Raw genomic sequence first — 13,085 nt, 5'->3', positions numbered from 1 at the left:
GCTCGGAGTTCAGGTCCGCGGGACCCGTCGCCGGACCGGCCCCGCATGTCCATTGTCCAGCACCACGCGAGGCCGATCGGACCGAAAACGCCGAACACCGTCCGGCGCTCTCGGGTTCTCTCCGCTCGGGCCGGACCTCAGCGGCCGAAGCCGGCGCGACGCAGCGCGTCGGCCATGGACCCGGACGGTTCACTGCGGCGCTGCTGCCCGCGACCGCCCCGCCCCTGATTGCCCTGCCCCGATTTGCCCTGGTTGCCGCGTCCCTGCCCCTGCCCGGCGCGCGGCTGCCCGCCCCGGGCCTGGCCACCGCCGCGCGGCCCCTGCCCGGCCTTGTCCGCCTTACCCGCGCCCGGCTCGTCGTCCAGCCGCAGGGTCAGCCCGATGCGCTGACGCGCCACATCGACCTCGAGCACCTTGACCTTCACCACATCACCGGATTTCACGATCTCGCGCGGGTCCCGGACGAACGAGTGTGACATCGCCGAGACGTGCACCAGACCGTCCTGATGGACACCCACGTCGACGAAGGCACCGAAGGCCGCCACATTGGTGACCGCCCCCTCGAGCACCATGCCCGGTTTCAGATCGGCGACCTTCTCCACTCCGGCCGCGAATTCGGCCGTCTTGAATTCCGGGCGCGGGTCGCGGCCGGGTTTCTCCAACTCGGCGATGATGTCGGTGACGGTCGGGACGCCGAAGGTGTCATCGGTGAAGTCCTGCGGGCGCAGCGCACGCAGCGTCGAGGTGTTGCCGATCAACCCCGGCACATCACGCTCGGTGGCTTCCAGCATGCGCCGCACCACCGGATATGCCTCGGGGTGCACCGCGGAGGCGTCAAGCGGATCGTCGCCGCCGCGAATCCGCAGGAAGCCCGCGCACTGCTCGAAAGCCTTGGGGCCCAAGCGCGGCACGCGCAGCAACGCGGTACGGCTGCGGAACGGGCCGTTGTCGTCGCGATGCGCCACGATCGATTCCGCGACCGAGGCGGCGACACCGGACACCCGCGACAGCAGCGGCACCGAGGCGGTATTCACATCCACACCGACCGCGTTCACCGCGTCCTCCACGACCGCCCCCAGCGAGCGGGCCAGCAGCGTCTCGGACACGTCGTGCTGATACTGGCCGACACCGATCGACTTCGGCTCGATCTTCACCAGCTCCGCCAGCGGATCCTGCAACCGGCGCGCAATCGACACCGCGCCACGCAGCGACACATCGAGATCGGGAAGTTCCTGTGAGGCATAAGCCGAGGCAGAGTACACCGACGCACCGGCCTCCGAGACCACGGCCTTGATCGGTGTGCGCGCGCCGGGTGTGGCCCCGATTCGCGAGATGAGCTCCGAGGCAAGGGCGTCGGTCTCCCGGGACGCGGTGCCGTTGCCGATCGCGATGAGATCCACATCGAAGCGGGCGACGAGCGCACCGAGCACCGCGAGCGATTTCTCCGTCTGCCCCTGCGGCTTGTGCGGATAGATGGTTTCGGTGGCGACAACCTTGCCGGTCCCGTCGACCACGGCCACCTTCACACCGGTGCGATAGCCCGGATCCAGCCCCATCGTGGTGCGGGTTCCGGCCGGAGCAGCCAGCAACAGATCCCGCAGGTTGGCGGCGAAGATGTCGACCGCATCCTTCTCCGCGGACTGACGCAGCCGCATGCGCGTATCGATACCGAGGCTGACCTGAAGTTTGGTGCGCCACGCCCAGCGCACGGTATCCAGCAGCCAGGTGTCGGCGGGGCGACCCTGATCGGCGATATCGAAGGTGCGCGCGATGCGTCCCTCGTAGATCGTGCGCTCGCCCGGCACCGGTTCCTCGGTGTCCGGGTCCAGCGACAGGCTCAGCACCTCCTCCTTCTCACCGCGCAGCAACGCGAGGATCCGATGCGAAGGCAGTTTGGCGAACGGTTCGCTGAATTCGAAGTAGTCGGCGAACTTCGCGCCGGCCTCTTCCTTGCCGGGCCGGACCCGGGAGCTGACCTGACCGCGTTCCCACATCAGATCACGCAGTTCGCCCACCAGGTCGGCATCTTCGGCGAAGCGTTCCACCAGGATGGCCCGGGCCCCGTCGAGCTGTTCGGTGCTGTAGCCGGCCGGGTCGGTCGTCGGATCGCCGATCAGCGCATCCGCCACCGGCTCGTGGCCGGCCTCGCGCGCGATCTGGGCCTTGGTCCGCCGCTTCGGCTTGTACGGCAGGTAGATATCTTCCAGGCGCGCCTTGGTTTCGGCGAGCATCAGCTGCTGTTCGAGTGCGGCGTCCAGCTTGCCTTGGCCGCGAATGGATTCCAGGATGGTGTTGCGGCGATCGTCGAGTTCGCGTAGGTAGTGCAGCCGCTCCTCCAACTGCCGCAGCTGCGCATCGTCGAGGCCACCGGTGACCTCTTTGCGGTAGCGCGCGATGAACGGCACGGTCGACCCGCTGTCGAGCAACTCGACGGCGGCGCGCACCTGTTCGTCGCGCACGTCCAGCTCATCGGCGATGCGGCGGCCGACGCTGGCCAGCCGGACCGGCACGACATCCGGGACGGCGCGGGCAGGGGCTTCGGTGCTGACGGATTCGGAGGCTGTCGTCACGCTCGCTGACACTACCGTCGGCAGCCGACAGTCCACGAAGTGGCGCGACCGCGATCCGTCCGGCCGCACCCGCTATCGCCGGAACGGATCGGTCCAATATGCCGAAACCGCTGGCCGGGCGGGATTTCGTGGACCGTCACATGCTGTGATTCCCGGCGGGACCGACGGCACAGCCGCACCCTTTCCGAGTCGGCCCGGGCGTGGCGGCTACTCGGGCGCGGGCAGATCCCGCGGCAGCAGGTCCGGCCGGCGGTCCCGGGTTCGGGCCAAGGACTGCTCGCGGCGCCATGCCTCGATCCGCGCATGGTTGCCCGACAGCAGAATCTCGGGCACATCCAGTTCGCGCCAACGCACCGGGCGGGTGTAACTGGGACCTTCGAGCAATCCGTCGGAAAACGAATCCTGTTGGTGGGACTGCTGATTACCCAACACCCCGGGGATCAGCCGGACCACCGCCTCGGCCATCACCAGCACCGCGGCCTCGCCGCCGATCAGCACATAATCGCCGATGCTGACCTCTTGCACCCGCACGCGGCGCGCCGCATCGTCGAAGACCCGCTGATCGATCCCCTCGTACCGACCGCACGCGAACACCAGATGCGATTCGGCCGACCAGCGTTGCGCGGTCTCCTGCGTGAACGGCACCCCAGCGGGCGTGGGAACCACGAGCAGGGCGTCGTCCGGGCACACCTCATCGAGCGCATCCCCCCACACGGTGGGTTTCATGACCATCCCGGGGCCGCCACCGTAGGGCGCATCGTCCACCGACTGATGCACATCGTGCGTCCAGCCCCGCAGATTGTGCACGTCGACCTCGACGATGCCCTTCTCGATCGCTTTGCCCAGCAACGCGGTGCGCAGTGGCTCGAGATACTCGGGGAAAATGGTGACGACGTCGATGCGCAGCGCGGGGCCGCCGGCTCCGGTCTCGTCGGCTCCGGGGCGCATCCCTACTCGTGCTCCTGTAGCTCTGCGGGACACCCGCACCCGGTCGCACCGGCAAAAGGCTGCGCAGTGTATTTCACCGGTGCTCCTGTAGCTCTGCGGGACACCCGCACCCGGTCGCACCGGCAAAAAGGCTGCGCAGTGTATTTCACCGGTGCTCCTCGTCGTCCAGGAGACCTTCGGGCGGATCGATGACGATCAGGCCCTCGGCAATCGACACGGTCGGCACGATAGCGGTGACGAACGGCACCAGAATTTCGCGACCGGCACGACCGCCCGCGCCCTCGCCCGCTTCGATCGACAGCAGTTCTCCCGCGGCCGAATGCAGAACTTCGGTCACCGTACCGATCTGGGTGCCGTCGACCAGACGCACGCTCAATCCCTCGAGTTCGTGATCGTAGAACTCGTCGGGATCCTCCGACGGCGCCAGCTCGGCGGTATCGATGAGCAACAGGGTGCCACGCAATGCATCCGCGGCGGTGCGGTCGGCGACGCCCTCGATACGAACGAGCAGCCGGCCCGAGTGATCCCGGGCCGACTCCACCGTATACGTCTGTACCGCTTCGCTTTTCGGTTTCCGCCCGCGAAGGCGCGAACCCGGTGCGAAACGAAGTTCGGGCTCGTCGGTACGTACCTCGACCACGAGTTCACCACGCACACCGTGCGATTTGGCGACCCGCCCGACTACCAGTTCCATCTACTGATCGGTGTCGACCACGTCGACCCGGATGCCCCGGCCACCGATCCCGGCGACCAGCGTGCGCAGCGCGGTCGCGGTACGTCCGCCGCGACCGATCACCTTGCCCAGATCCTCGGGATTGACGTGGACCTCCACGGTGCGCCCGCGACGACCGGTGATCAGGTCGACGCGAACGTCGTCCGGGTTGGCAACGATGCCACGCACCAGATGCTCGACGGCATCGGCGACGACGACACTCATTACTCGGCAGCCTCGGTGGACTCGGACGCCTCGTCACCGGCGGCAGCCTTGGACTTCTTCTTCTTGGGGGTGACGGCCTCGGCGACCGGCTCGTTGTCGGCGGCGGCCAGCGCGGCGTTGAACAGGTCCAGCTTGCTCGTCTTGGCGGCCTTGACCTTCAGGGTGCCCTCGGCGCCCGGCAGGCCCTTGAACTTCTGCCAGTCGCCGGTGATCTCCAGCAGACGCTTCACCGGATCGGTGGGCTGCGCGCCGACGCCCAGCCAGTACTGCACCCGCTCGGAGTCGACCTCGATCAGCGAGGGCTCTTCCTTGGGGTGGTACTTGCCGACGCTCTCGATGGAGCGGCCGTCACGGCGGGTGCGCGCATCGGCGACGACGATGCGGTACTGGGGGTTGCGGATCTTGCCCAGACGGGTCAGCTTGATCTTGACAGCCATGGCTGTGCACTTGCCTTTCGATGGCGGCCACCCGGAGGCAGCCTGGTTGGTCACGGCGCAATTCAGCGGCCCGCACCGATTGCGGGCCCGGTTTTGCGTTGAGTGTGTGACCGCCGCGCGGTACGTAACCGGAGACGGGCTGACACTGTCCCGGTGCACACCCCGCCGAACTGGTCGGGGGATCACCGCGGACGGTCGTTCATTCTGCCAGATGTACTCACAACGGAAGAAATCACCCCGGCCCGGTGGTTCTCGCACCCCACGGCACGGAAGGTGCAATCGCCGCGGTCCGCTCAGCGATGACCGGTGACGGGGTCACGTCCGGGATATACCTGCCCGCGCAACACGACGTAGGCGGGCCTGTCGAGGGCTTCGCGGCTCTCGCGCGGGTCCGTGCGGTAGACGACGAAATCGGCCGGTGCGCCGGCCTCGACACCGGGTCGGTGCAGCCACTCCCGAGCCCGCCACGAGGAGGCTGCCAGCGCCTCGTGCCGAGACAACCCCGCCCCGGCCAGCGCCTCGATCTCGTCGGCGATCCGCCCGTGCCGGATCGAACCTCCGGCGTCGGTTCCGGTATAGATCGGCACCCCGGCGGCATGGGCATCGGCGACCGTGTCGCGAACGCGGCGGTGCAAATCCCGCATATGGGCCGCGTACACCGGGAATTTCGTCGCACTGTCGGCGATATCGGGGAACGTGTCGATGTTGACCAGCGTCGGAACCAGCGCGGTGCCGTGCTCGGCCATGATCGCGATGGTGTCGCCGGTCAATCCGGTGCCGTGCTCGAGACAGTCGATTCCGGCATTGATCAGGCCGGGCAGCGCGTCCTCACCGAAGACGTGCGCGGTCACCCGGGCACCTTCCCGATGCGCGGCCTCGATGGCCTCGGTCAGGATGGCATCGCTCCACAGCGGCGCCAGATCGCCCACCGACCGATCGATCCAGTCGCCGACGATCTTCACCCAGCCGTCTCCGAAGCGGGCCTGTTCGGCGACGATGTCGGGCAGGTCCCGCTCGTCGTCGAGCTCGATCCCCAGTTCCCGGATATACCGCTTGGGCCGGGCGATATGCCGGCCCGCCCGGATGATCTCCGGCAGTTCGGGACGATCGTCGATGAACCGGGTATCGATCGGTGATCCCGCATCGCGCAGCAGCAGCGCCCCCGCCTCACGCTCTATTTCCGCCTGCGCGACGGCGCCCTCGCGATCCTCGTGGCCTCCGCCGTAGCGGATGCCGACATGACAGTGCGCGTCCACCAGGCCCGGCACGATCCACCCGCTGTCGCAGAGTGTTTCGGCCCCCCGCACCGGTTCGAACGAGATCACCCCGTCGTGAACCCAGAGATCCTGGACCTCGTCGCCGGGAAGAACCGTCCCCCGCAGATGCATCCGCACACAGACCTCCTGATCACGCCGAGCGTCCGACCGAAGTGCCGCGCCGGCCGACACCGCAGCCTCGTCTCAGTTCTTGGGGAACTTCAACTTCGAGAGGTCGAATCCCTCCAGACCGGGAGGCAATTCGTCCAGTCCCGCAGGCATATTCGACAGGTCGGGCCCGCCGGCGGCGGGAGGCAGCCCGGGCATCCCCGGCGGCATGCCGGGCATTCCGGGGAACCCGCCCCGCATTCCCTTCGGCGGTGTGGGCCCACGCCCACCCTTCTTGCCCTTCTTGCCCTTTTTCCCCTTGGTGTTGCGCCGCGATCCGGGCATCCCCATCTGCCGGCCCATGGCCGCCATCATCTTGCGGGCCTCGAAGAACCGGTCGACCAGCTGGTTGACATCGGTCACGGTGACACCAGAACCGTTGGCGATACGCAGCCGGCGAGAAGCGTTGATGATCTTGGGGTTGGCCCGCTCGGCGGGGGTCATGCCACGAATGATGGCCTGCACCCGATCGAGCTGTTTGTCGTCGACCTGTTCGAGGACATCCTTCATCTGGCCCGCGCCGGGCAGCATGCCGAGCAGGTTCCCGATCGGGCCCATCTTGCGGATGGCCAGCATCTGGTCGAGGAAGTCCTCGAGGGTGAGTTCCCCGGAGCCGATCTTGCGCGCAGCGTCCTCGGCCTGCTGCTGGTCGTAGACCTGTTCGGCCTGTTCGATCAGGGTGAGCAGGTCGCCCATGCCGAGAATGCGGCTGGACATGCGATCGGGGTGGAAGACATCGAAATCCTCGAGCTTCTCACCGGTGGAGGCGAACATGATCGGCATGCCGGTGACCTCACGCACCGACAGGGCCGCGCCACCGCGTGCATCACCGTCGAGCTTGGTGAGCACGACGCCGGTGAAGCCCACGCCGTCACGGAACGCCTCGGCGGTGGATACCGCGTCCTGGCCGATCATGGCATCGAGGACGAACAGGGTTTCGTCGGGCTGGACGGCGTCGCGGATACCGGCGGCCTGCCGCATCAGTTCCTCGTCGATGCCCAGCCGTCCGGCGGTGTCGACGATGACGATGTCGTAGTGCTTCTGCCGGGCCTCCTCGACACCGGACTCGGCGACGTGGATCGGGTCGGCCGCGGTGATACCCAGCGCGTTCTCGCCGCCACCGGTCGCGGCGACAGCGTCAGACCCGGAGGAGGCAGCCTGCGTAACCACGGAGGGCTCGCTCGCGCCGCCAGTCGCAACAGTGGTGCCGGGGTGCGGGGCGAAGACCGGAACGCCGGCCCGCTCGCCGACCACCTGCAACTGCGTCACCGCACCGGGGCGCTGCAGGTCACAGGCCACCAGCAGTGGGGTGTGCCCCTGCCCCTTCAAGTATTTGGCCAGCTTGCCGGCCAGTGTGGTCTTACCGGCGCCCTGCAGACCCGCCAGCATGATGACCGTCGGCGGGGTCTTGGCGAGCTGCAGTCGGCGGGTCTCACCACCGAGGATGCCGATCAGTTCCTCGTTGACGATCTTGACGACCTGCTGCGCCGGATTCAGCGCGGCCGAGACCTCGGCTCCCTTGGCGCGCTCCTTGATCTTGGCGATGAACGGCCGCACCACGGGCAGGGCCACATCGGCCTCGAGCAGGGCGAGCCGGATCTCACGCGCGGTGGCGTCGATATCGGCCGGCGACAGGCGTCCCTTGCCACGCAGATCTTTCAGGGCACCGGTCAACCGGTCGGACAGGGATTCGAACACCGATCGCGCTCCTGGTCTCGTCGAGGGACGTCACTCGGGTTACCAGGGTACGGGCAATCTCGCGATCGGTGGATTCGCCCTCGCCGAACCGGCCCGGTGCGGGTCGGCCACTAGGACAGCGCACACGACCGGGAATCCCCCGGCCGGTCCAGCTCGTGCTGCTCACAGGCGACCAGGAAGACGGCTTCCCGGCCGGTCAGCCCGAGTGGCAGCGCCATGGCGTCCATGACCGCCCAGTCTCCGTCCACAGGGTGATCGTCGACGGAGACTCCGGCGAGCGTCACGGCCGTCACGGCCTGCTCGCCGGTGAGGGTGCGGCCCGGAAGCCAGGACACCACCCAGCGGTCGCCGCCGACGCAGCGAGCGATGTGGTGGGTCGAATCACTGGTGATCATGGATGCGGAAACGACTTCGATTGCCATCGACCTGCTCCCATCGAACGAACCCAACTCGCCGGACAGGTAACGCAACGGTTCGAACAGCTCGTATCACGATCAATTACAGATGCTAAAGTGCCCGAGATCACATTGAGTACAGCGCGCGGCAACAGTTTGATCAACCACAAACATTGCAGTTGACCAGGTTCGGCCCGGAAACGTCGAGCGGTTGGTAAACCTAGCCCGTAATAGTCTTTCTGTCCGTTTCGCTCGGTTTCTTCGGTTCCTGATGCGGAACCACCGCCAGCAGGGCGCTTTCCATCTCCCGTCGCCGCAGCGGCGAATCGGTCTCCCCGAGTTCCAGCCCGAATGCGTCCACGACCACCGATCCCATCGTCACCACCTTCGCCCAGCGCACATCCACGTTCTGTGCGGCCAGAGCGGCAGCCAAGCGCCCGAGCAACCCGACGCGGTCCTCGGCGCGGATCTCGAGCAGCACCCGACCGGGTTCGTCACTCTCGGTCCAGATCACTCGCGGCTGTGCCTGCGCATACGGGCTGACCCGGACCCCGGTCTCGCGTTCCTTGGCGGCCACGGCCGCGGCCGGATCCAGATCGCCGTTGATCGCCCGGATCAGATCCTGGCGCAGCAGTCCGGCGTCGGGCGGATCACCGAATATCGGGCTGACCACGAAGGTGTCGATCGCCGCGGCACCGCTGCCGGACAGGGTGGCCGAGAGCACGCGCAGCGAATGCAGTGCCAGCACCCCGGCCGCGTCGGAGAGCAGACCCGCGGTATCGGGGGCGATCACCGTGACGATATGGGTGTAGCGGCCGTCGCCGGGCCGCAGCTCCACCTGCACCCCGCCCGCCGCGGCCTTGGCCAGAAGGGCGGGATCGACCGGTACCCGGGCGAATTCCGCACTGCGGGTGTGCGGCTCGCCCGTCATGGCCGCCCGTGCGCGGCGCACCAGCTCACCGATCAGCGATGCTTTCCATTCCCCCCATACCCCGGGCCCGGTGGCCAGCGAGTCGGCCTCGGCGAGAGTGTGCAGTATTTCCAGCAGCCGCCGGTCCCCGTCGAGCGCCGTCACCACGCGCGCGGCGGTGGCGGGATCGTCGAGATCGCGCCGGGTGGCCGTCTCCGGAAGCAGCAGGTGATAGCGCACGATTGCCGACAGCGTCCGCACATCCTCGGGCCACAATCCGAGTCGGCTCCCGATCCGGGTCGCCAGCTCCGCCCCGACCACACTGTGGTCCTCGGTGCGCCCCTTGCCGAGATCGTGCAGCAGCGCACCGAGCAGCAGCAGGTCGGGACGGGCGACGCGGGTGCTGAGCGCACTGGCGTAGACGACTGCCTCGACCAGATGCCGGTCGACGGTCCAGGTGTGCAGGGCGTCGCGCGGCGGCAGGTCGCGCACCGCACCCCACTCCGGAAAGAGCCTGCCCCACAACCCGGTACGGTCCAGCGCCTCGATCGCGTCGATCGTCGCACGTCCGGCTCCCAGCAGTACCAGCAGATCACCGACCGCCTCGCGCGGCCACGGCTCCCGTAGTTCCGGTGCATCCTCGGCCAGCCGGGCCAGCGTGGTGGCCGACATCGGCAGCCCGGTCCGCGCCGAGGCCGCCGCCACTCGCAGGATGAGCCCGGGGTCGCGTTGCGGGCGCGCGTCGCGGGCCAGCACGACCTCCCCCGCATGTTCGACCACTCCCTCGTCGAGTGGGCGGCGCACCGGCAGGCGACGCAATCGGGCCAGCCCACGACGCGGCAGGGCGTTACCGGCGGTCCGCAGACCCACATCCACCGAATAGCCGACTGTCCGCGCGGCGTCACTGAGCGTGCGCGCGAGGTCGAATCGGTCCCCGATACGCAGGGCGGCACCGATCTCGTCGGCGTCCTGGGCACGAAGCTGATCGCGGGCGCGGCCGGCCACCCGCTGCAGTTCGGTACGCACATCCAGCAGTCGACGGTGTGCTTGCTCGAGTCCGCCACCGGGCACATCCGGTCCCAGCCCCGGCACGGCATCGGTCAGATGCGCGACGGCCAGCGCATCGAGTAGCTGAATATCGCGCAGGCCACCGCGGCCGTTCTTGAGGTCGGGTTCGGCACGATGGGCGACCTCGCCGCTGCGCTGCCAGCGCACCTTCACCTGCTCGACCAATTCGGTGAAGCGCGGCTGGATTCCGGTACGCCATTCCCGGCGCACCCCGCCGATCAGCAGATTGCTCAATTCGGCGTCGCCCACGATGTGCCGCGCGTCGAGCATCCCCAGCGCGGCGGTCAGATCGGTGGCGGCCACCCGCAGCGCCTGCGGCACCGTGCGCACGCTGTGATCGAGTGCGATGTGGGCGTCCCACAGGGGGTACCAGAGCGCGTCGGCGACCTCGGCGACGCGGGCGGGGTCGACATCGTCGTGCAGCAGTACCAGGTCCAGATCCGAGTAGGGCACCATCTCCCGGCGCCCCAGGCCACCGACAGCCACCACGGCCAGACCGCTACCGGGTGTGATGCCCAGTTCGGCGCCCTTGCCGGTCAGCCACAGCTCGTGCAGGTCGACCAGGGCCTCCCGCAGCGCATCCGCGGTCAGGCGCGGCCGGCGGGGGTCCTCACCCCGGAGCAACCGATCTCGCGCGGTCACCAAATCCTTGGCACCATCGGACAATCCGTCTGCACTCATCCCCGCAACCACCGCCCGTTCATGCGGGCAGCCCCGTTCCCGGCCGTCTCCGGCCGGGAGCGGGGCTGCCCGGACCTGTCATTCCTACAGTGCGTCGGCACCACGTTCGCCGGTGCGAACCCGGATCACCGATTCGACCGGGCTCACCCAGACCTTGCCGTCACCGATCTTTCCGGTGCGGGCGGCCTCGACGACCACCTCGACGACCTTCTCCACCGAGGCGTCGTCCACGACGACCTCGACCCGAACCTTCGGAACGAAATCCACCGAGTACTCGGCACCGCGGTAGACCTCGGTGTGCCCCTTCTGCCGGCCGTACCCCTGGACCTCGCTGACCGTCATGCCCAGTACCCCGGCCTGCTCGAGTGCCGATTTGACGTCCTCGAGCGTGAACGGTTTGACGATGGCGGTGATCAGTTTCATTACGTCATGCCTCCTTGACGGCGGTACGTGCCGTGCCACCCACAGCAGCGAAATCGTATGCCGATTCGGCATGCTCCGACTCGTCCATACCCGCGAACTCCTCTTCGTCGGAGGCTCGGATACCGATCGTGTACTTGATGATCAGCCCCAGAATCAGTGCCACGACGAAGGAGAACGCCAGGACGACGAAGGCGCCGACGGCCTGTCTGCCGAGCTGATCGAAGCCGCCGCCGTAGAACAGGCCCTTGGCGCCGTCCGCGCCCGCACCCGACTCCGGCGCCAGGAACACGCCGATCAGCAATGTGCCGACGATGCCGCCGACGAGATGCACACCGACCACATCCAGCGAGTCGTCGAAGCCGAACCGGAACTTCAGTCCTACCGCGAGGGCACACAGCACACCCGCCACCACGCCGATGATCAGGCCACCGAGCACGTTCACCGACGAACAGGCCGGTGTGATGGCGACCAGACCGGCGACGATGCCGGAGGCAGCACCCAGGCTGGTGGGCTTGCCGTCGCGGATCTTCTCCACCACGAGCCAGCCCAGCATCGCGGCGCAGGTGGCGAAGGTGGTGATCAGGAAGGTCGAACCGGCCAGACCGTTGGCGCCGACCGCGGAGCCCGCGTTGAACCCGAACCAGCCGAACCACAGCAGGCCGGCACCGAGCATCACGAACGGCAGATTGTGCGGACGCATCGGCGTCTTGGGCCAGCCCTTGCGGCGTCCCAGTACCAGGCACAGCGCCAGGCCCGCGGCACCGGCGTTGATATGGACCGCGGTACCACCGGCGAAGTCGATGGCCTGCACCTTGTTCGCGATCCAGCCACCGTGGTGCACGACGGTGCCGGCGGCGTCGGTGACATCGAAGTCGAAGACCCAGTGCGCCACCGGGAAGTACACGATCGTCACCCAGACGATCGAGAAGACGATCCAGGCACGGAATTTCATGCGATCGGCGACCGCACCCGAGATCAGGGCCACGGTGAGGATGGCGAACATCATCTGGAAGGCGACGAAGACCGTCATCGGGATGGTGCCGGCCAGCGGGATCGTCACCGCATCACTCGCGGCCGCACCCGTTGCGGGATCGGCGGCAGTCGCCGCGGATCCGTTCCCGCCGATCAGGCCCTTCAGTCCGAAGAATTGCGCCGGGTTGCCGAACAGCCCGGCCTTGTCGTCGCCGAATGCCATGGAGAAGCCGTACAGCGCCCAGAGCACTCCGACGACCCCCATGGCGCTGATGCTCATCATGATCATGTTGAGCACGCCCTTCGCGCGGACCATACCGCCGTAGAAGAACGCCAGGCCGGGGGTCATCAGCAGCACGAGTGCCGCGCTCACCAGCATCCATGCGGTGTCGCCGGTGTCGGGAACACCGACCAAGGGATACGCCACCTTGTTCCTCCTCGTCTCGGGCCCGGCCGAAATGCGGCAAACGAGCCTGCACAGAAGGGTCGCCAGTGGGTGTTTCGTTCGTGCCGCCGCGGTGTTTCGCAGGCGTGAACGGATCCGGCGAGCGTGTTGCTTCTGTGTTTCGCGGTCCGCACAGTGCTGTATGTCTCACTGTGCGGACCGCCTCGAGGTGAGGTG

11 protein-coding genes are annotated in these 13,085 nt (G+C 67.9%); all 11 read right to left on the bottom strand.

Annotation, left to right across the window (positions count from 1 at the left end):
• Nucleotides 1-137: 137 nt before the first annotated feature.
• Nucleotides 138-2,510, bottom strand: coding sequence for a Tex family protein (locus NV2_RS19895; RefSeq protein WP_067876670.1), 2,373 nt, complete (start codon nucleotides 2,508-2,510; stop codon nucleotides 138-140).
• A gap of 267 nt (nucleotides 2,511-2,777) precedes the next feature.
• Nucleotides 2,778-3,476 (bottom strand): tRNA (guanosine(37)-N1)-methyltransferase TrmD, encoded by a 699-nt coding sequence (trmD, locus tag NV2_RS19890; protein WP_067876667.1) that lies wholly within the window; start codon nucleotides 3,474-3,476, stop codon nucleotides 2,778-2,780.
• Between the two features lie 187 nt (nucleotides 3,477-3,663).
• Entirely contained in the window at nucleotides 3,664-4,212 is a 549-nt protein-coding gene (gene rimM, locus NV2_RS19885; protein WP_067876474.1) for a ribosome maturation factor RimM, read from the bottom strand.
• Nucleotides 4,213-4,455: an RNA-binding protein gene (locus NV2_RS19880; RefSeq protein ID WP_067876471.1), complete on the bottom strand. Its 243-nt coding sequence runs from the start codon at nucleotides 4,453-4,455 to the stop codon at nucleotides 4,213-4,215.
• Complete coding sequence (gene rpsP, locus NV2_RS19875; protein ID WP_067876468.1) at nucleotides 4,455-4,892, bottom strand: 30S ribosomal protein S16; 438 nt, start codon at nucleotides 4,890-4,892, stop codon at nucleotides 4,455-4,457. Before rpsP ends, NV2_RS19880 begins: the two co-directional genes overlap by 1 nt.
• Nucleotides 4,893-5,185: 293 nt before the next feature.
• Nucleotides 5,186-6,280, bottom strand: coding sequence for an amidohydrolase family protein (locus tag NV2_RS19870; protein ID WP_067876664.1), 1,095 nt, complete (start codon nucleotides 6,278-6,280; stop codon nucleotides 5,186-5,188).
• Between the two features lie 72 nt (nucleotides 6,281-6,352).
• A complete protein-coding gene (locus NV2_RS19865; protein WP_067876465.1) occupies nucleotides 6,353-8,014 on the bottom strand; it encodes a signal recognition particle protein in 1,662 nt (553 codons plus the stop codon).
• A gap of 110 nt (nucleotides 8,015-8,124) precedes the next feature.
• Nucleotides 8,125-8,436 (bottom strand): hypothetical protein, encoded by a 312-nt coding sequence (locus NV2_RS19860; RefSeq protein WP_067876462.1) that lies wholly within the window; start codon nucleotides 8,434-8,436, stop codon nucleotides 8,125-8,127.
• A gap of 193 nt (nucleotides 8,437-8,629) precedes the next feature.
• Nucleotides 8,630-11,068 carry a [protein-PII] uridylyltransferase gene (locus tag NV2_RS19855; protein ID WP_067876459.1) on the bottom strand — a complete coding sequence of 813 codons (2,439 nt, stop codon included), beginning with the start codon at nucleotides 11,066-11,068 and terminating at the stop codon, nucleotides 8,630-8,632.
• Between the two features lie 84 nt (nucleotides 11,069-11,152).
• A complete protein-coding gene (locus NV2_RS19850) occupies nucleotides 11,153-11,491 on the bottom strand; it encodes a P-II family nitrogen regulator (RefSeq protein WP_067876457.1) in 339 nt (112 codons plus the stop codon).
• A 4-nt stretch (nucleotides 11,492-11,495) separates the two neighbouring features.
• Nucleotides 11,496-12,842: an ammonium transporter gene (locus NV2_RS19845; protein ID WP_157102989.1), complete on the bottom strand. Its 1,347-nt coding sequence runs from the start codon at nucleotides 12,840-12,842 to the stop codon at nucleotides 11,496-11,498.
• Nucleotides 12,843-13,085 lie beyond the last annotated feature (243 nt).

Source organism: Nocardia vermiculata NBRC 100427 (assembly GCF_001613265.1).
Classification (GTDB): domain Bacteria; phylum Actinomycetota; class Actinomycetes; order Mycobacteriales; family Mycobacteriaceae; genus Nocardia; species Nocardia vermiculata.
This window is presented reverse-complemented; position numbering and strand designations above follow the sequence as displayed.